This window comes from Tropicimonas sp. IMCC34011 (assembly GCF_003390865.1).
GTDB lineage: Bacteria > Pseudomonadota > Alphaproteobacteria > Rhodobacterales > Rhodobacteraceae > Tropicimonas_B.
This window is the reverse complement of the sequence record NZ_QMEJ01000001.1, coordinates 427,785-446,780: the sequence shown is the minus strand read 5'-3', so window position 1 is coordinate 446,780 and position 18,996 is coordinate 427,785. Positions and strand designations below refer to the sequence as shown.

Genomic DNA, 18,996 nt, shown 5'->3' with positions numbered 1-18,996 from the left:
GACGCGGCAGGCTCTCAGGCCCGGATCTTACCAGGCGAAGTCTTCGGCATTCTCGGCATCGACGACGCGGACGTCGATCGGGACCTCGGCCGGAACGACCTGAGCGCCCCAGTACTGGGCCAGCGCCATGCCGAGGCCGACGCGGATCTGGTCGCGCGGGAACTGGGCCGTCGTCTCGATGAAGGGCGTGCCGCGGGCGATCGCGTCGACCGCTTCGGGGGCGCCGTCAACGGAGGTCAGCTTGATGTCCTTGCCGGCGCCCTGGATCGCGGCGAGGGCCCCCATGGCACCGCCGTCGTTCACCGAGAAGATACCGCCGAGATCGGGATGCGCCTGCATCATGTTCTCGACGACGCCGAGCGCGACGGAGCGATCCTGACGGCCATTCTGCGTGTCGACGAGGGTGATGCCGGGGGCTTCGCCCAAGGCTTCCTTGCAGCCTTCGACGCGCTCGAGGATCGGAACCACCGGGATGCCGTCGAGGATCGCGACCTCGCCTTCGCCGCCCATCGCCTCGGCGAGGTATTGGCAGGACAGGTAGCCGGCGTCACGGTTCTTCGAGCCGACGAAGGTGTCCACCGGGCCGTTGGCATTGGCGTCCACGGCGACGACGATGACACCGGCGTCCTTCGCCATGCGCACGGCGGATTCGATGCCGGCGCTGTCCGTCGGGTTGAGAAGGAGGATGTCGATGTCCTGCTGGAGCATGTCCTCGACGTCGGAGATCTGCTTGGCGACGTCATGGCCGGCATCGGTCACGACGACCTCGGCATTGATCCCCTCGGCCGCTTCCATCAGCGCTTCGCGCATGCTGACGAAGTAGGGGTTGTTCATCTCCTGGAACGTCATGCCGATCTTCAGCTGGTCGTCCTGGGCCGACGCGACCGTGGCGCAGGCTGCGACGCCCAGAGCGGCGATGGTGCCGGATTTCAAAAGGTTCTTCATGGTAGTCCTCCCTTGGTTGGCAGTCAGACCCCGCCCGCTCCGGGACCCTGAACGGGCCGCCGGGATGTTCTGCGGTCGGGGAATTTCGGTGATCAGGCGGGCATGCGCGCCGCCTCGTTTTCCGCGAAGGTGGCCCGGAACTCCGACGGAGACCGTCCCTTCAGTCGCAGGAAATGTCGGTTGAAGTTCGACAGGTTCGAAAACCCGACATCGAAACAGATATCCGAGATCCGCGCTTCGGGATCCGAAACCAGCATCTGGCAGGCCAGATCGATCCTGAGCTGATTGCGGAAGCGCACCAGTGTCGCCCCCGTGTGCCGCTTGAAGGAGCGGGAGAAGGCGCTCTGGCTCTGACCCGTCATCTCCGCGAGTTCCGTCTCGCTCAGGGGCTCGGTCAGGTTCTCCCGGAGATGCGCGATCACCCGGTTCATCGCCGATTCCTCGGATTTCTCCATGTCCAGCATGAAGTTGAGGCTGCAGAGCGTCTGCACGCGGGGCGCGTTCAACAGCACATCGAGGATCTCGAAGTAGAGGGCGAGGCGCAGCACGCCGCGCGCGTCGATCACCCGCCGCATGAGCGGGGCGACCTTCCGGCCGGTCTCGCCATCGAACAGTAGCCCGCGCCGGCTGCGCTGAAAGAGCCCCTCGGCCGCCTCCATCTCCGGGAACGCGTCGGCCAGGCGGTCGACGAAGTCCTGTGAAAACTGGATTACTTCGGTGCGGCTCGCCGAGACTTCGCCCGGCTGCACATCGCTGATCCAGTTCTGCGGCAGGTTGGGGCCCGTCATGATCAACTGACCGGGCTCGAAATCGCCGACATGGTCGCCGATGTAATACTTGCCGGTCGTCGCTACGACGAGGTGAATTTCGTATTCGGGATGGTAATGCCACCGCACGGTCCGGAACGGATAACCGTGGCGCCATGCGGCAAAGGATTCGCCGCTACGGATATGGACCAGCTCCAGATCGAGTTGCATCTGTCCCCCCATTCCCCGCCGAAATCGATGTGCCATTGGCAGTCTCGATCCTCCTCTCGGCGTTAATGCTTTTGTATCACGCCCCCGAATCCCCAGCCACGACGCCACCGCCTGAATGCTGGTACTTTTTTGACCGCCCCGCGTCCGAAGTGCATCAGGATGTCTGCCGGTGGGCGTACCACTGCGCGAGGCGAGCCTCGTTGAGTCGCCGCAATGCAGAAAAATTAAGGGGTTTCCGGAAAAGCAGATGCCCGCGAGACCACGGCCCCTCGGTCGCAGCCGGTTGCGAGCACGGGGCGGCCGAGCGCCGCCGGTCATACTTTTCCGCCAGCGCTATTACCGAATTCTATCAAATGCCCCGTCCGGCGCACCCTGCCTGCCTAGCAGGATTCGGGGCGCCGGCTGGGCTCCGTATTCGTCGTCAGGCGTCCGGAAACTCGATCTGGATCTTCACGTCCGTTTCGCGCGCTTCCACTGCGCGGTCGAAAGCCGCGATGCTGTCCTTGAAGGGTAGGGTGGCTGAAATGAGCGGTTTGAGATCGACCTTGCCGGCGCCGATGAGCGCGATCGCGCGATCGTAGATGTTGGCATATCGGAAGACGGTTTCGAGCCGGAGTTCCTTCGCCTGAAGGCCGACGATATCCATCGGTGCGGGCTCCACCGGCATGCCGACGAGCACTACTGCGCCGCCGGGACGGGCGAGGCCGGGCAGGCCGAGGATCGCGGGCGCCGCGCCCGAACATTCGAAGACCACATCGGCGCCCCAGCCATCCGTCGCTTCGGCAATCGCCTCGGCAACCGGGGTTTCGCGTATGTTGACGGTCTCGATCCCGTCATAGGCACCGATGATGTCCAGCTTCGGCTGCGCGAGATCGGCGACGTAGACCTTCGCGCAGCCACCGGCGAGCGCGGCGAGGGCCGTCATCATGCCGATCGGTCCCGCGCCCGTCACGACGGCGATGTCGCCGGGCTGGATGCGGGCGCGAAGGGCGCTCTGCATGCCGATCGCGAACGGCTCGACCATGGCCCCTTCGGCGAAGGTCACGTTGTCCGGCAGCTTGTAGGTGAAGGCGGCGGGGTGGACGATTTCCGGCGTCAGGCAGCCATGCACCGGCGGCGTGGCCCAGAACTGCACGGAGGGGTCGACATTGTAGATCCCGAGCTTGGCGGCGCGGGAGGTCTGGTCGGGGATGCCGGGCTCCATGCAGACACGGTCCCCCGGCTTCAGGCCGTCGACCTGCGAGCCCACCTCCAGCACCACGCCGGCCGCCTCGTGACCGAGGATCATCGGCTCGTTCACGATGAAGTGGCCGATCTTGCCATGGGTGTAATAGTGAACGTCGGAGCCGCAGACGCCGACGGTCCGGATCGCCACGCGCACGTCGCCGGCGCCGAGATCATTCGGAACCGGGAAGTCCCTGAGGGACAGCTTGCCCTTTTCCTCAAGTACGAGCGCTTCGGCCATGGTCGATCCTCCCCATCACGTCACTTGCCATCGATCGGGACCGCATCCCGGCTCGGCGTTCGCGATGTTCGCCTCGGGAGGCCTGCAAGTAAACGGGGGAGTGCGCCGGGGCGGAGTGTCGTCCCGCCGCCCGGCAAAATTCCTATCACGGGCACGCGGACCCGGTATCACGAGGCCGCGAATGCGTCCCGGCCGCGCGATGCGACGCGGCCGGGGAGGCCCGGGATCACATGCCCGAGGCCATGTCCGTCACCTCGGAGGTATAGGCGCCCTCGGGCTCCTCGGTGATCGCGGGGTTCTCCTCGCTGATCGCGGAGAGAAGCGTGTCCACGGTTTGCCGGTAATCCTCCGGATCGAGCGTACCGTCGGACCCTTCGGTGAGCTTGGCCACCTCGTTCATCATGTAGACCTGATGCTCCAGCGTCTGGGCGCCGGTCGTATCGTTGTCGATGATGATCTGCGCGGCCTCCTCGGGGTTCGCCTCCGCATAGCGCCAGCCTTCCATCGAGGCGGAGACGAAGCGGGCCATCTTGTCCACGAAGGCCGGATCCTCAAGGTCCTCCTCCTGAACGTAGAGCCCGTCTTCCAGCATCCCGACGCCCTCGTCGAGATAGTTGAAGTTGACCAGCTCCTCCTCGGTATAGCCGGCATCGAGGACCTGGCCGTACTCGTTGTAGGTCATGGTGGAGATGCAATCGGCCTGACCCTGAAGGAGCGGATCGACGTTGAAGGCCTGCTTGAGGACCGTGACGCCGCTTTCGTCCGCGCCGTCGGTGTCGATGCCGAGCTGGGCCATCCACGCGTAGAACGGGTACTCGTTGCCGAAGAACCAGACGCCGAGAGTACGGTTCGGGAAGTCCTCCGGAGTTTCGATGCCGGTCTCGGCGAGGCAGGTGAGCTGGAGGCCGCCGGTGGCGAAGGGCTGGGCGATGTTGACGAGCGGCACGCCGCGCTCGCGGGCGGCCAGCGCCGCGGCCATCCAGGTGACGATCACGTCCGCGCCGCCGCCGGCGATGACCTGCTCGGGCGCGATGTCGGGCCCGCCCGGCTTGATCGTGACGTCGAGGCCGGCCTCGTCGTAGAAGCCCTTTTCCTCGGCCACGTAATAGCCGGCGAACTGCGCCTGCGTGACCCATTTGAGTTGCAGCGTGACGGCATCCTGCGCCGCAACGGGGGCGGCCAGAACCGTGCTGCCGAGGGCGGCGATGAGGAACTTCTTCATGTGTAGTCTCCCTAGTCGGTTGTCCCCGGAGTTCATCCCCGGTTGGACGGATGCCAGAAGGTCACCCGTTTCTCGATTGCGACGACGAGGCCGTAGAACGCGCTGCCCGCCAGCGCCGCCACCGCGATCTCCGCCCAGACCATATCGAGCGACAGCTGGCCCACGGAGGTCGATATGCGAAAACCGATCCCGCGGATCGGCGAGCCGAAGAATTCGGCTACAATCGCGCCGATCAGGGCCAGCGTCGTCGAGATTTTCAGCCCGTTGAAGATGAAGGGCATCGCCGCGGGCAGGCGGAGCTTCACGAGCCCCTGCCAATAGCTCGCTCCGAAGGTCCGCATTAGGTCGCGCTGCATCGTCTCGGCGGCGCGGAGGCCGGCGACGGTGTTCACCAGCATCGGGAAGAACACCATGACGACGACGACGGCGGCCTTTGATTGCCAGTCGAACCCGAACCACATCACGAGGATCGGCGCGACACCGACCACCGGCAGCGCGGCGGCGAAGTTCCCGACCGGCAGGAGACCGCGGCGCAGGACGTCGACGCGGTCCGCCAAAAGCGCGACGGCGAAGGCCGCGAGGCAGCCGATCACGTATCCGCTGAGCGCGCCCTTCAGGACCGTCTGGACGAAGTCCTCCCAGAGCGTCGGCAGGCTTGCCGCGAAGCGCAGGGCGATCTGCGTGGGCGCGGGCAGGAACACCATCGGCACGTCCAGCCCGCGCACGATCAACTCCCACATCACGAGGAGCGTCACGCCGAAGAGCAGCGGCACGGCCAGCGCGACGCTTCGGCTCTGCGGACCGCTTGCGAGGCGGACGTTCAGCGCCCAGCCGGCGGCCCAGAGAACGAGGGCGAGCGCGACGAGCGTCATGGCCGCATCCCCATCCGCGCGAGCGCCCGGCGCTCCAGCCCGCCGATGAGCCCGACGAGCCCGGCGGCCAGGATCGCGGCGGCGAAGAGCGCGGCCCAGATCTGGACGGTCTGGCCGTAATAGCTGCCCGCCAGGAGCCGGGCGCCGAAGCCGGCCTGCGCGCCGGAGGGCAATTCGGCGACGATGGTTCCGATCAGCGCCGCGGCGACGGCGATCTTCAGAGAGGCGAAGAGATAGGGCGCCGAGGCGGGAAGACGGAGCTTCCAGAAGGTCTGGGGACGGCTCGCTCCGTAGGTCCGCAGAAGGTCGAGCTGCATCGCATCGGGGCTCCGGAAGCCCTTGGACATGCCGACGACGACGGGGAAGAAGGACAGGTACGCCGCGATCACCGCCTTGGGGAGGATGCCCTCGATCCCGATGGCGTAGAGCACGACGACGATCATCGGCGCGATGGCGATGATGGGCACAGTCTGGCTGACGATGGCCCAGGGCATCACGCTCATCTCCATCACGCGGAAATGGACGATCCCCACCGCCAGCGCGATGCCGAGGCCGGCGCCGATGGCGAAGCCGAGCAGGGTGGCCGACAGCGTGACCCAGCCGTGATGGATCAGGCTCTGGGCCGAGGTCGGTGAAACGGTTGCCGTGCTCTGCCAGAGCGCGCCTGCGACCTGATGCGGCGCGGGCAGACGGGGGCGGTCCTGCGAATAGGCGTGGGCGGTGGCGGGGCCGGGGTTGCGAAGCGCCAGCGCCAGACCGGACATGCCCCGGCGCTCCGATGCGGCTTCTGGCGAGACCGTCTCTCCTGCACGCGAGGCGTCGAGGACGGACTGGGCCGCATTCATGGGGATGCAGGCGAGGGTCCAGATCAGCAGAAGCGCGGCGAGCACGCCGAGGACGGGCAGGGTGGTCTGCCGCATAGCGCTGGCCACGCGAGCCACGCGGGCCGACCAGCCAACGCCGGCCTCGGGAGCGGAAATCGGGGCTGCGGTCTCGCTCATGCCGCCTCCATTCCGGCGCGCAGGCCCTCGCGGACGCGGTGCGCGATATCGATGAACTCCCGGCTGTCGCGAATGTCGAGCGGACGCTCCTTCGGCAGGGGGCTGTCGATCACGTCGCTGATGCGCCCCGGACGGGGGGACATGACGACGATCTTCGTGGACAGGTACACGGCTTCAGGGATCGAGTGCGTCACGAAGAGCATGGTCTTGCCGGTGCGCGCCCAGAGCGACAGCAACTCCTCGTTCAGGCGGTCCCGCACGATCTCGTCGAGCGCGCCGAAGGGTTCGTCCATCAGGAGAAGATCCGCATCGAAGCTCAGCGCACGCGCGATGGAGGCGCGCTGCTGCATGCCGCCCGATAGCTGCCACGGAAACTTCTTCTCGAACCCGCCCAGGTCGACGAGCTCCAGCGTCTCCCGAACCCGGCGCGCCTTCTCCTCCTCGGGATACCCCATGATCTCGAGCGGCAGCCGGATGTTGCCGCCGATGGTGCGCCACGGGTAAAGCCCCGCCGCCTGGAAGACGTAGCCATAGGCGCGGGCGCGGCGCGCTTCGTCGGCGCTCATCCCGTTGACCTCGAGTGTCCCGCCGGTCGGCTCCTCGAGCCCTGCGACGCACCGCAGGAACGTTGTCTTGCCGCAGCCCGAGGGGCCGATGAACGACACGAACTCGCCGGGTTCGACCGACAGCGACACGTCCTTGAGCGCATGGACCGGGCCGTCCGACGTCTGGAAGGTGAGGTCGAGGTTGCGGGCGGTGACGACGGCGCCCTCTGTGTCGGGCGCGCTCATTGCATCCCCCAGAGCCGGGCTTCGGCAAATTCGACGCTGTTTCCGGCAGGATCGCGGACGTAGACGGACCGGGCGCCATTCGGCCAGAGGAAGTCCGCCTCGATCTCGATGCCCTCTTTCGCGAAATGCGCGGTCCAGTCGTCTAGGGCCGCGCCGCTGGCCGTGAAGCAGACATGCCCGGGACCCTTGGCGCCATGGAGGGGGACGGGCAGGCCGCCGCCCGGATCGGCCGCGGCCGTGGCATCAGGGTTGAAGACGAGAAGCACCGTACTTCCGGCGCGGTAGAAGATGTGCCGCGCTTCCTTGCGCGCGATCACCTCCATCCCGAGCGTCCCGCCGTAAAAGGCATCTGCCGCGACCAGATCGCTGGCGTAAAGCGCGGCCTCGAGGATCCCGTCGATCTTCATCCGGCTCACACCCCGCTTGCCGGGATGCCGGTGCGCTCGACCGGGCGGGGCTTGGTCATGTCCTTCCAGGAGGTCAGTGCGCGGTTGACCTCGCCCTGCGGGCTGCGTTTGACGAAGCGACCGTGCCCCTCGGACGGCTTGAGCACGCCGTCATCCACCATCACCCGCCCGCGGGAGAGGACGTAGCGCGGCAGACCTTTCACATGTTTGCCTTCGAAGACATTGTAATCGATAGAGGATTCCTGCGTCTCCGCGCTGATCGTCTTCTCCTTTTCAGGGTCGAGCACGACGATGTCGGCATCCGATCCGACGAGGATCGCGCCCTTCTTCGGATAGCAGTTCAGGATCTTGGCGGAGTTGGTCGAGGTCACGGCGACGAACTCGTTCGGGGTCAGGCGGCCCGTGCCGACGCCATAGGTCCAAAGCATCGGCATCCTGTCCTCGAGGCCGCCGGTGCCGTTCGGGATCTTGGTGAAGTCCCCGATCCCGGTCCGCTTCTGCTCGGTCGTGAAGGCGCAGTGATCGGTGGCGACGCAGGAGAGGGACCCCGATTGCAGCCCGGCCCAGAGCGAGTCCTGATGCTTCTTGTCCCGGAAGGGGGGAGACATGACGCGGCGGGCGGAGTGGTCCCAGTCCTCGTTGAAATACTCGCTTTCGTCGAGGGTCAGGTGCTGGATCAGCGGCTCGCCCCAGACACGCATCCCGGCCTGCCTGGCGCGGCGGATGGCCTCGTGGGACTGCTCGCAGGAGACGTGAACGACGTAGAGCGGCACGCCGGCCATGTCGGCGATCATGATGGCGCGATTGGTCGCCTCGCCCTCGACCTGCGGCGGGCGGGAATAGGCGTGGCCCTCGGGGCCGTCATTGCCTTCGCGCAGGAGGCGGGCGGAGAGGTCCGCCACCACGTCGCCGTTCTCGGCGTGGACGAGAGCGATGGCACCAAGTTCCGCCAGTCGCTGGAAGGAGGCGTACATCTCGTCGTCCTGAACCATCAGGGCGCCCTTGTAGGCCATGAAGTGCTTGAAGCTGTTGATGCCGTATTGCTCGATCACGGTCTTCATCTCGTCGAAGACCTGCTCGCTCCACCACGTCACCGCCATGTGGAAGGAGTAGTCGCAATGCGCGCGGGCGGACTTGTTGTCCCACGTCTTCAGCGCGTCGAGGAGGCCCTGTCCGGGCTGGGGCAGGGCAAAATCGACCACCATGGTCGTGCCACCGGCCAGCGCCGCACGGGTGCCGCTGTCGAAATCATCGGAGGAATAGGTGCCCATGAAGGGCATCTCCAGATGCGTATGCGGATCGATCCCTCCGGGCATGACGTAGCAGCCGGTCGCGTCCAGCACCTCGTCGCCGTCGAGGTCTTGGCCGATCTCGATGATCGTCTCCCCATCTATCAGGACATCTGCCGCGTAGGTCAGGTCATGTGTGACGATGGTGCCGTTCTTGATGACGGTGGTCATGTTCTCTCCTCCCGTCCGTCCGTGCGACGGATGATCAGATCCTTGTGGATGATCGCATTGTCTTGGTTGCTCTGGCGTCCGCTCGGCGCGGTATCGCTCGGAGCGCGGATCGGCCTCGCCTCTCTTCCCGAAGGCGCGTGGATCAACGTCATCCCACCACCTCCGCCGTTTCGACGACCGCGTGCAGGAGCACGTCGGCCCCGGCCTTGGCCCAGTCCTGCGTGATCTCCTCGGCCTCGTTGTGGGACAGACCGTCCACGCAGGGGCACATGACCATGGCGGTCGGGGCGACGCGGTTGATCCAGCAGGCATCGTGGCCGGCGCCCGAGACGAGATCCATGTGGGAATAGCCGAGGCGCTCGGCGGCGGTCCGGACGGCCGTGACGCAGCCCTCGTCGAAGGTGACGGGGTCGAAATGGCCGACGGGCTCGATCTCGAGGCCGAGGCCGAGATCGCCCGCGATCTGCTTGGCCGCCGCCTCGTAGGCATTTCGCATGGAGGTTAGTTTCTCGAGGTCGGGGGAGCGCAGATCGACGGTGAAGACCGCCTTACCGGGGATCACGTTGCGCGAGTTTGGGAAGACCTCGCAATGCCCGACCGCCCCCACCGCGTGGGGCTGATGATCCATCGCGACGCGGTGCGCGGCCTCGGTCATGCGCGCCATGCCGAGGCCCGCATTCACCCGCATTTCCATCGGCGTGGAGCCGGTATGCGCGTCCTTGCCGGTGACGGTGCATTGCAGCCACCACAGGCCCTGCCCGTGGGTGACGACGCCGATCTGTTTCCCCTCGGCCTCGAGGATCGGGCCCTGTTCGATATGGAGTTCGAACATCGCGTGCATCTTGCGCGCACCGACCGGCTCCTCGCCGCGCCAGCCGATCCGGTCGAGTTCGTCGCCGAACCGCGCGCCCTTCGCATCCGTCCGGTCCTCGGCCCAGTCCTGATCGTGCACTCCCGCAAAGACACCCGAGGCAAGCATGGCGGGGGCAAAGCGGGTCCCTTCCTCGTTGGTCCAGTTCACTACGACGATGGGGTGCCTCGTCTTCACGTTCAGGTCGTTGAGCGTTCGCAGGATCTCCAGCCCCCCTAGAACCCCGAGGACACCGTCATACTTTCCGCCAGTGGGCTGCGTGTCGAGGTGGCTGCCGACATAGACGGGCAGGGCGTCCGGGACCGTTCCTTCCCGGCGGGCGAACATGTTGCCCATCGTGTCGAGCCCCATCGTGCAGCCCGCCGCCTCGCACCAGCTCCGGAACAGCTCGCGGCCCTCGCTGTCGGCATCGGTCAGGGTCTGGCGATTGTTGCCGCCCGCCACGCCGGGGCCGATCTTTGCCATGTCCATGAGCGACTGCCACAGGCGTTCGCCATCGATCGTCATGTTGTCGCCGGGTGCTTGGGATGGCATTGCAGGTCCTCCTGATCCTGACAAATTGACCGGATGGTCAAAAAGACGCTAGATCGGCGCGGGGCCGTAGCCGGGATGCGCAGTTGATTTGGTCGAATGCTGAAGAACTGGTCGGACCGTGCCGCATCATTGAGCACTTTCGCGGCAACTGGATGATCTCGCAATGACCATGAGCCGGATCCAGAAGCGAAATCGCGCGCGCATCGCCGAGGCCGCGCTGGAGGTCTTCTCCCGTAACGGATTCCGCGGCGCGACGCTCGACGCCATCGCCGGCGAGGCGGGGCTCTCGAAGCCGAACCTGATCTACTATTACCCCTCGAAGGAGACGATCTACGAGGAGCTGCTCACCGGCCTTCTGTCGCGCTGGCTGGAGCCTCTGACCGCGCTCGATCCCGCGGGAGAGCCGGAGGCGGAGATCCTCGGATACGTCAGCCGCAAGCTCGAGCTGTCGCGCCAGATGCCGCGGGAAAGCCGCCTCTTCGCGAACGAGATCCTGCGCGGCGCGCCCCTCATCGCGCCGCACCTGACCGGCCCGCTCCACCGGCTGGTCGCCGAGAAGGCGGCGGTGATCGAGGGCTGGGCCGCGGCGGGGCACATCGCGCCGGTGGACGGGCGGCAGCTCATCATGTCGATCTGGGCATTGACGCAGCATTATGTGGATGCCGATGTTCAGGTCCGGGCAGTGACCGGCTTGGCCGATCCGTTGGCGGGCGCGGCGGCGCATCTCGAAACGCTCTTCCGCCGCACCCTGAGGGGCTGATCGCCCTATTCAGCCGCGGTCGCCGCGGGGTTGTTCGGGTGTTGGGTCCAGTTTCCGGGTTCGGCCGGCACCACCCGTCCGGTCCGGGGATCGGTCTCGCCCGGCTCGAGCCGGGTCATGGTGATGCAGTCTTCCACCGGGCAGACATCGACGCAGAGGTTGCAGGCGACGCATTCGGCGTCGATCACCTCGAAAGTCCGGCCCGGCTCCATCGCGATGGCCTGGTGGGAGGTGTCCTCGCAGGCGGCATAGCAGCGGCCGCACTTGATGCAGAGATCCTGATCGATCCGCGCCTTGGTGACGTAATTGAGGTTGAGGTATTGCCAGTCGGTGACGTTCGGAACGGCGCGGCCAGAGACCTCGGCGACGGACGCATAGCCCTTCTCGTCCATCCATGCGGACAGGCCCGCGGTCATCTCCTCCACGACGCGAAAACCGTAGGTCATCGCCGCGGTGCAGACCTGGACGTTGCCGCAGCCGAGCGCGATGAACTCCGCCGCGTCGCGCCAGGTCGTGATGCCCCCGATGCCGCTGATCGGCAGGTCCCGCGTTTCGGGATCGCGGGCGATCTCGGCCACCATGTTCATCGCGATGGGGCGGACGGCCGGGCCGCAATAGCCGCCATGGGTGCCCTTGCCGTCGATCGTCGGCTCTGGCGCCATCCGGTCGAGGTCGACCGAGGTGATCGAGTTGATCGTGTTGATCAGGCTGACCGCATCGGCGCCACCGTTCAGCGCGGCACGGGCCGGCATGCGGATATCGGTGATGTTGGGCGTCAGCTTCACGATCACGGGCCGATCGTAGTACGTCTTGCACCAGCGGGTGACCATCTCGATGTATTCGGGCACCTGGCCGACCGCCGATCCCATGCCGCGCTCCGCCATTCCGTGCGGGCATCCGAAGTTCAGCTCGATCCCGTCCGCCCCGGTCTCGGCGACGCGCGGCAGGATCGCCTTCCACGCCGCTTCCTCGCACGGCACCATGATCGAGGCGATGAGGGCGCGGTCCGGGTAGTCCGCCTTCACCCGAGCCATCTCCTCGAGGTTGGTCTCGAGCGGTCGGTCGGTGATGAGCTCGATGTTGTTGAGCCCCATCAGACGCCGGTCCGGCCCGTAGATCGCGCCGTATCGGGGCCCGTTGACGTTGACGACCGGCGGGCCCTCGGCGCCCAGCGTCTTCCAGACGACGCCACCCCAGCCGGCCTCGAAGGCGCGACGGACGTTGTATTCCTTGTCCGTCGGAGGCGCCGAGGCGAGCCAGAAGGGGTTCGGGCTGCGGATGCCCACGAAGTCTGTCGTCAGATCGGCCATGGCTGGTCTCCGGAAAGTGGCGAGGGCGAGAACGAAAAGGGACGAGTAGGGCGGGGCGGGTCAGCCGGGCATGTCCGGGTGCGGCGCGTGGCCGTGAGGAGGCGCGTCGATCCCGCGCGCGGCCTCGGCGATGACGGCACGGGTGGAGGCTTCGGGTACGCCCATGAGCGCGGCGTGCATGTCTTCCGCCGCATCGCGGCCCTGGGCCGCGCCCCAGACGGTCAGATCGTCCCCCGGCGCGACGCAATCGCCGCCGGCCCAGACCTTCTCCATCGAGGTGCGGTACTTCGCGTCCACCGAGATCCGGCCCCCCTCAAGCTCAAGACCGCTATCGAGGGTCATCGTCTGACCGATGGCCTTGAAGATCTGGTCCGCGGGCAGGCGCAGCCGTTCGCCGGTCCCCCTCAGGCCGTCGCCGGTATCGGCGGTGTATTCGAGCTCGATCTCGGCCGCGGCGCCGTTTCCGTGGATCTCCACCGGCTGCACGTTGCAGATGATGCGCACGCCCTTGGACGCGGCCAGATCCTGCTCGTAGACCGAGGCGCCCATGCGGTCCCGCCCGCGGCGGTAGGCAATGGTGACGTTCTCGGCGCCGAGGAGCTTGGTTTGCACGGCCGCGTCGATGGCCGTCATGCCGCCGCCGATGACCACGATGTTGCGCCCCACGGGCAGGGACGCGAGGTCCGTGCTCTGCCGCAATTCCGCGATGTAGCGCACCGCATCGGTCACGCCGTCCTTCTCGGCGCCCTCCGCTGCAAGGGCGTTCACGCCAGCCAGCCCGACGCCGACAAACACCGCATCGAAGCTCTCCGCCAGCTCTTCGAGCGACAGCTCACGCCCGAGCGCCTTGCCGCCCTCGAAGGAGATACCGCCGATCTGCATGATCCAGTCGGCCTCGGTCTGGGCGAAATCGCCGGTCGACTTGTAGGCCGCGATGCCGAACTCGTTCAGCCCGCCGGGCTTCGTCGCCGCATCATAGAGCGTGACCCGGTGGCCCCGCATGGCCAGCCGATGCGCGCAGGCCATCCCGGCCGGGCCGGCTCCGACGACGGCGACGGTCTTGCCGGTCTCGTCCGCCCGGTTGTAGGGGTGGCCCTGCCGCCGCATGAGGCTGTCGGTCGCGTAGCGCTGGAGAAGGCCGATCTCGACCGGCTTGCCCTCCGACGTCTCCCGCACGCAGGAACCTTCGCAGAGATCCTCGGTGGGACAGACCCGGGCGCACATTCCGCCGAGGATGTTCTGGTCGAAGATCGTCTTCGCCGCTTCCTCCGGCCGCCCGCCGGCGATCTGCCGGATGAAGAGCGGGATATCGATCTCGGTGGGGCAGGCCGCGATGCAGGGCGCATCGTAACAGAAGTAACAGCGATCGGCCGCGACCGCGGCGTCCCGCGGCCCGAGCGGCGCATGCAGGTCGGCGAAGTTGCCCTCGATCTCTTCGGGGGAGAGGCGGCCGGCGGCAAGTCCTGGCGTCAAGGGATCGGTCATCACCTGTCCTTCTGGCTGGGTCAGGTGAAGCCTTGCACGGTTCGATTTTTTATCAAACGGTAAATTTTGGGCGAAGCGTGAACGGCAAAAATTGGGCGGGCACCGCGCCGGTGCCGGCCTGCTCACACGCGGCGGGGGGCGCGCGTTACGTGCGGGCCGCCCTCTCGTCGGGGACCTGCGGCGGGAAGAGCGTGTCGTAGCACCAGGTGAAGACGAAGGCGTAGACGACGTAGAAGGCCGCGAAGGTGATCTCCATCAGGAAGGCCGTCACGAGCGAAACCTGAAGCCACCACGCGAAGATCGGCAACAGGATGACGAGGAGGGTGGCCTCGAACAGCACGGCATGAAGGATCCGTAGCGGGAACGTCTTCCGGGCATCGCCCCTGCGGCGGTGCAGGGCGTGGTCGAAGCCGAGGTTGAAGAGGTAGTTCCAGACCGTCGCGGCCGTGGCGCCCAGAACGACGAGGACGCCCATGTCGCCCATGGGATGATCGAAGAGCCAGGCAAACATCGGTGTGACGATCAGGATGCCGATCAGTTCGAAACAGATGGCCTGGCGGACACGATCGGCGGTGCTGCGCATGATGAAAGGGCTCCGATTGAATGTCGGGCCGTCCCGAATGCAGACCGATTGGCCGGGGGAGGTCGTCCTCTCCTGGGGCGGGATCTGGCCTCTATGGCCGCGAGTTTCAAGCGGCACCCGTGTCGCAGGGAACCTGACCGCGCCAATGGTTCCGGCGGGGCACCTGGCGCGGCTTTCACGAGATGCGCTTGCCTCCATGCCGCCCAGATGCGAATGAATTAACCATCGTTAAATGCAGGCTTGTCGGGGAGGCACGGCGGAAGATGGTCCTTTCAGCCATTCGGCGCATTCAGATCGTGAGTTTCGCCCTGCCGCATATTCCGCTTGCGGCTGTCGTCGCGATCCTGCTGAGGGATGGCAGCGAGGGCGATTGGGCCCTGATCGGTGGAACGTTCGTGGCGACGTTGATCACCGCGGTCCTGCTGCTGACGTTCCTGAACAGCGCTGTGAAGAATGTCGCGGCGCGATCTGATCGGCCTGCCGCCGCTGCGCCTTCGAACTGAACGGATCAGGAACCGATCAACATCCAGATGATCGCCGCGATCAGGATGGCTTTTGCGCAGACGACGGCGACGAGGGTTCCGCGGTTCTCCGGAGCGAGAAAGATCTCCTGCCAGGCGGGCCTGCTCGGACCGAAGATCCGGGCTTCCACACTTCGGCGGATGCGGGCCGGCGGAGACACGGCGTCGACGTCGAACATCTCGGTGAACGTGCTTTGCCAACGATCGAGTTCGGACCGGAAATCCGCGTCCCACGAAGCGAGATCGCGCGCCTGACGGAGATCCTCGCCCTCGAGCAGATCGAGAGCGTATTCGCCGGCCAGCATGATTCTCTCGTCGCGGCCCATGAAGCCTCGTTTTCGCGCAGTCTGATATCAATGTAGACCGCCGGGCCGTTCATTACCATGACGCGTCACGGCAGCGCGAGGCGCACGGGATGACCGGTCTTCGTGGCTGTGCAGGGCGGTAACGGCTCGCCAGGTTAATCGAGCCCGGCGGTAAGCGATCAGTCCAGCGACAGGACCGCGAGGATCACGAGAAGGACGATCACCGCGCACGGCATCAAGGCATGCCGGTACTTGCGATGAACTATGAGCGTGAAGCCGGCCCCGATCATGGCGCTGATTCCAATTCCCGCACCGAGATGTCGCGTCATTATGGGAATCAGCAAGATCGCGGTCAGCAGTTCCAGGCTCCCCACGAGGCGGTTCATGTATGCGGGATATCCCCAGCGCGTATATTCGGTCCGGGCGCTTTCTGCCCCGATCAGGTTTATGAGGCTGCCGATGAGGAAGAAGAGGGACGCGGACCAGGCAATGAAATGAGACATGACACCTCGAAAGAGCAAGCCGGTCCAATCGATCCGAATTGACGGCACCCGAATTCAGGGTGACCTATACGCAATTTTCACACCGACGCGCGCTCATTTACTGAAGCTTTCGTTCTTTTACAATGGTATTGCCGCAAGACATTCCCGACTCAGTGTGAACGAGGCTTTGAGGCGTTGCGACTTTTTTGTGCGCACGGACCGCTTCATGCGACGAAACAGGCCCCGTCGCACGCCTTCGCGCAGGCGTCGCGATCAAAGCATCTGTAGGGACGCAAGGATGATGAAGCTGCCGGCGAGAACCTCAAGGAGAGGGAGGAACAGTCGGACCCGCGAGCCGTCCGCGAAGGACAGGAGCGTGCTTTCCCGTGCGGTGACGGCGAGGATGGCGACGCCGACGGTCACGGTCCCGGTGCCGAGGGACATGGCAACGGTCCCCGCAATTCCGGCGGCAAGGAGTCCCATGTGCCACGTCAGGACGAGAAGGAGCAATGCGCCGGAGCAGGGGCGGATCGCGATGCTCGCGATGAGGGCGGCGATGCCGCGCGCGGACGTCGCCCCGGACACCTCCTCGACAGTCGGGCCGTGTCGATGTCCGCACCCCTCATGCGCGCACCCGCCCTGATGCCGATGGTCGTCGTGGCCATGGGGATCGTGGCCCGATTGGCCGGAGCTGCCGCTCGTCCGGCTCATGCGCCAGAGACGGCCGGCGCCGCGAATGGCAAGCCAGATGCCGATGAGGCCAATAGCGAGGGCGCTGAGGGACGCCATGATGCCTTCCGCGGCCCCCGTCGCCTGCACCCGCGTCCAACCGATGCCGAGGATCCCGATGCAGACGATGGCAATCGCCGTCACGGCCTGTCCCAGAGAGGCACAAAGGGCGATGGCGGAGAGGCGAAGGATCGGCACCCGTCGCCCGACGCCGTATCCGCCGATCAGCACCTTGCCATGCCCGGGGCCGATCGCATGAACGACCCCGTAGGCGAAACACAGGCCGATCATCAGCGCCAGTGCGCCGGGATCGCCGGCCCTGAGGGCGCGCAGGGCGCCGGCAAGCTCGTTCTGGAAAGCGCGCTGCCACCCGGCGGCCCAGCGAGCGAGATCGGCATCGGCGCCGGTGATCAGCAGGGCCGCGAACACCGCGAGCGCGAGGGTCGGCAGGATGAGAAAGCTCAGTCGCATGACAGAAGGAACGCGTCCGTGAAAAGGATGCCGATATCCGGCAGATCGACGACCTCGAAGGGATCGGAGGCCATGTCCACCGCTGCGAGAAGGTCGCCGTACTTCGCGCGTGCGGCCTCGAAATCAGCCTCGTTCCGCAAGAGGCTACACCCCTCCCGCCCGATCACGCCGGGCTCGCCCGGAACGTCGTAGGCGACGAAGTAGGTGGTATCGTAGGCCCGTGCGACGATGTCGTGCCCCTCGATCGCGGCGGGCTCGGCGAGGGGGCGGATATGCGAGGTGACATAGCGCTCGTCCCGCCACTCGGCGGTATGGGAGACCGGCGGGTCCAGTTCGATTGGCGCCCCGTCTATGGTGAGCGTGAAATCTCCCGGAAAGCCCGCGTCCCAGTCGACGTCCTGTCCGGCGAAGGCATCGAGCCGCTCCTGCTCAGGAACGCCGTCGCCATTCTCATCGAGGTCCTTCTCCTCCAGAAGGAGGAGGGAGTAGAAGTCGTCATAGGTCCATTCAACCAGCACGGCCTCGATCCGCCCGTCCGCATCGAAAATCAGATCGAAATCGGTGTCGATGAAGATATGCGGATGAGCGGATGCCCCGCTTGCCCAAAGAAGGACGCCGGCGGCGCAGACCACCCCGGCGGACGCGGCCCGGCCGAGCCGGACCGCGAAGCAGCGGCACAAGGGAGCCGATCTCGTCATTTCCCGCAGGATGCAATCTCTTCCGCGACACTCCGGATGAGGGCGGGATAGAAGTCCGGCCCAAGCGGGATGTCCGTGCCGACGGGGTCTATGATGCCGGTCGAGACGCCGGTGCCGTCGGCCACGGTGCGGACCAGCCCCTGATTGAACTGCGGCTCGGAAAAGACGCACGAAACGCCGAGATCCCGCACCATGTCGCGGACCTCCTTGATCCTGGCGGGAGAGGGGGAGGAGGCGTCACTGAGGGAGATGGCCCCCGCGGCGGACAGATCGAAGCGCGTTTCGAAATACTGATAGGCGTCGTGGAAGACGATGAATTGCAGGTCGGTCACGGGAGCGAGGGTCGCACTCGCCTGGGCAATGGCGTCGTCGATCTCGGTCTTGCCGGCTTCGGCGTTCGACGCGTAGGCGTCGGCGTTGTCCGGGTCGAGGTCGCTCAGGGTACTTGCGATCTGATCCAGCCAGACCTTGGCATTCTCGGGGTCGAGCCACGCATGGGGATCGGTGCCGTCATGCGCATGATCGTGGCCGGCGTGCCCGTGAGCGTCGTCATGATCATGTTCCGCATGTTCTTCGCCATGGTCATGATCTGCGTGATCGTGGTCGTGTCCGGCGTGCTCATGCTCATGATCGGCATGCTCTTCGTCATGGTCATGCTCTTCGTCATGGTCATGGTCGTGATCGTGCTCATGGTCGTGGTCGCCATGATCATGTGCCTCGAACGTGGCGCCCTGGCGGAAGGCTAGGGTCTGAGTGGCGGGCAGGTCCAGAAGCCCGACAACCTCGGCGCCATCCGCGAGGTTCGCGATCGAGCCCTCGAGAGACGGCGTCAGGTCCGAGCCGATCCAGAAGACCGCGTCGGCGTCCTGCAGGGCGCGCGCCTCGGAGGGGCGCATCGCATATCCGTGCGGCGAGACGCCCGGCTTCACGAGCAGGCTCGGCTCGTCTGCGAGTCCGTCCATGACACGGGCGACGAGCGAGTGGACCGGTGGGATGTCGGTGGCCACCTGCGGGACATCGGCGAGGGCGGCGCCGGAAGCGAGGAGGCCGGCGAGGCCGGAGAAGGTGGTCAGGCGGATCGACATCTAAGTGCCTCGTGATTGTATT

The 18,996-nt window shown here is 66.1% G+C and carries 20 protein-coding genes; 2 read left to right on the top strand and 18 right to left on the bottom strand.

All coding sequences use genetic code 11. The features are described from left to right. Nucleotides 1-27 precede the first annotated feature (27 nt). The 10 genes from DQG15_RS02210 to DQG15_RS02165 form a co-directional block, all read right to left on the bottom strand. Nucleotides 28-945: an ABC transporter substrate-binding protein gene (locus tag DQG15_RS02210; protein ID WP_116082388.1), complete on the bottom strand. Its 918-nt coding sequence runs from the start codon at nt 943-945 to the stop codon at nt 28-30. A gap of 92 nt (nt 946-1,037) precedes the next feature. Next, nucleotides 1,038-1,958, bottom strand: a complete 921-nt coding sequence (locus DQG15_RS02205; RefSeq protein WP_232830674.1) for an AraC family transcriptional regulator — start codon at nt 1,956-1,958, stop codon at nt 1,038-1,040. 385 nt (nt 1,959-2,343) lie between these two features. Continuing rightward, on the bottom strand, nt 2,344-3,387 hold the full coding sequence (locus tag DQG15_RS02200) for an NAD(P)-dependent alcohol dehydrogenase (protein ID WP_116082385.1): 1,044 nt from the start codon (nt 3,385-3,387) through the stop codon (nt 2,344-2,346). Between the two features lie 226 nt (nt 3,388-3,613). After that, the gene (locus DQG15_RS02195) at nt 3,614-4,609 is read right to left on the bottom strand and encodes an ABC transporter substrate-binding protein (protein ID WP_116082383.1); all 996 of its coding nucleotides are present in this window, start codon (nt 4,607-4,609) and stop codon (nt 3,614-3,616) included. Between the two features lie 32 nt (nt 4,610-4,641). Then, nucleotides 4,642-5,481: an ABC transporter permease gene (locus DQG15_RS02190; RefSeq protein WP_116082382.1), complete on the bottom strand. Its 840-nt coding sequence runs from the start codon at nt 5,479-5,481 to the stop codon at nt 4,642-4,644. Further along, on the bottom strand, nt 5,478-6,401 hold the full coding sequence (locus DQG15_RS02185) for an ABC transporter permease (protein ID WP_116083681.1): 924 nt from the start codon (nt 6,399-6,401) through the stop codon (nt 5,478-5,480). The genes DQG15_RS02190 and DQG15_RS02185 overlap by 4 nt, the downstream gene beginning before the upstream one ends. 77 nt (nt 6,402-6,478) lie before the next feature. Then, entirely contained in the window at nt 6,479-7,273 is a 795-nt protein-coding gene (locus DQG15_RS02180; protein WP_116082380.1) for an ABC transporter ATP-binding protein, read from the bottom strand. Beyond that, a complete protein-coding gene (locus DQG15_RS02175) occupies nt 7,270-7,680 on the bottom strand; it encodes a VOC family protein (protein WP_116082378.1) in 411 nt (136 codons plus the stop codon). The genes DQG15_RS02180 and DQG15_RS02175 overlap by 4 nt, the downstream gene beginning before the upstream one ends. Before the next feature lie 5 nt (nt 7,681-7,685). Continuing rightward, nucleotides 7,686-9,140 carry a dihydropyrimidinase gene (hydA, locus tag DQG15_RS02170; protein WP_116082377.1) on the bottom strand — a complete coding sequence of 485 codons (1,455 nt, stop codon included), beginning with the start codon at nt 9,138-9,140 and terminating at the stop codon, nt 7,686-7,688. Nucleotides 9,141-9,288: 148 nt separating this feature from the next. Then, nucleotides 9,289-10,545 carry a Zn-dependent hydrolase gene (locus DQG15_RS02165; RefSeq protein ID WP_116082375.1) on the bottom strand — a complete coding sequence of 419 codons (1,257 nt, stop codon included), beginning with the start codon at nt 10,543-10,545 and terminating at the stop codon, nt 9,289-9,291. Nucleotides 10,546-10,708: 163 nt separating this feature from the next. Here DQG15_RS02165 and DQG15_RS02160 point away from each other — a divergent pair, with 163 nt between their 5' ends. After that, on the top strand, nt 10,709-11,305 hold the full coding sequence (locus DQG15_RS02160; RefSeq protein WP_116082374.1) for a TetR family transcriptional regulator C-terminal domain-containing protein: 597 nt from the start codon (nt 10,709-10,711) through the stop codon (nt 11,303-11,305). 5 nt (nt 11,306-11,310) lie between these two features. On the opposite strand, the gene preA is transcribed toward DQG15_RS02160, so the two are convergent. The 3 genes from preA to DQG15_RS02145 form a co-directional block, all read right to left on the bottom strand. Continuing rightward, entirely contained in the window at nt 11,311-12,615 is a 1,305-nt protein-coding gene (gene preA / locus DQG15_RS02155; RefSeq protein WP_116082372.1) for an NAD-dependent dihydropyrimidine dehydrogenase subunit PreA, read from the bottom strand. 60 nt (nt 12,616-12,675) lie between these two features. Further along, nucleotides 12,676-14,100 (bottom strand): NAD(P)-dependent oxidoreductase, encoded by a 1,425-nt coding sequence (locus DQG15_RS02150; RefSeq protein WP_116082371.1) that lies wholly within the window; start codon nt 14,098-14,100, stop codon nt 12,676-12,678. A gap of 145 nt (nt 14,101-14,245) precedes the next feature. Next, nucleotides 14,246-14,683, bottom strand: coding sequence for a PACE efflux transporter (locus tag DQG15_RS02145; RefSeq protein WP_116082369.1), 438 nt, complete (start codon nt 14,681-14,683; stop codon nt 14,246-14,248). 263 nt (nt 14,684-14,946) lie between these two features. Here DQG15_RS02145 and DQG15_RS02140 point away from each other — a divergent pair, with 263 nt between their 5' ends. Further along, the gene (locus DQG15_RS02140) at nt 14,947-15,186 is read left to right on the top strand and encodes a hypothetical protein (protein WP_116082367.1); all 240 of its coding nucleotides are present in this window, start codon (nt 14,947-14,949) and stop codon (nt 15,184-15,186) included. 5 nt (nt 15,187-15,191) lie between these two features. Here DQG15_RS02140 and DQG15_RS02135 read toward each other — a convergent pair whose 3' ends face one another. The 5 genes from DQG15_RS02135 to DQG15_RS02115 form a co-directional block, all read right to left on the bottom strand. Further along, nucleotides 15,192-15,530 (bottom strand): hypothetical protein, encoded by a 339-nt coding sequence (locus DQG15_RS02135; RefSeq protein ID WP_116082365.1) that lies wholly within the window; start codon nt 15,528-15,530, stop codon nt 15,192-15,194. A gap of 158 nt (nt 15,531-15,688) precedes the next feature. Beyond that, complete coding sequence (locus tag DQG15_RS02130) at nt 15,689-16,012, bottom strand: DoxX family protein (RefSeq protein WP_116082364.1); 324 nt, start codon at nt 16,010-16,012, stop codon at nt 15,689-15,691. A gap of 252 nt (nt 16,013-16,264) precedes the next feature. Next, complete coding sequence (locus DQG15_RS02125; protein WP_116082362.1) at nt 16,265-17,191, bottom strand: nickel/cobalt transporter; 927 nt, start codon at nt 17,189-17,191, stop codon at nt 16,265-16,267. Continuing rightward, nucleotides 17,182-17,889 carry a DUF1007 family protein gene (locus DQG15_RS02120; protein ID WP_116082361.1) on the bottom strand — a complete coding sequence of 236 codons (708 nt, stop codon included), beginning with the start codon at nt 17,887-17,889 and terminating at the stop codon, nt 17,182-17,184. The genes DQG15_RS02125 and DQG15_RS02120 overlap by 10 nt, the downstream gene beginning before the upstream one ends. Beyond that, nucleotides 17,886-18,974 (bottom strand): zinc ABC transporter substrate-binding protein, encoded by a 1,089-nt coding sequence (locus DQG15_RS02115; protein ID WP_116082359.1) that lies wholly within the window; start codon nt 18,972-18,974, stop codon nt 17,886-17,888. Before DQG15_RS02115 ends, DQG15_RS02120 begins: the two co-directional genes overlap by 4 nt. Between the last annotated feature and the right edge of the window lie 22 nt (nt 18,975-18,996).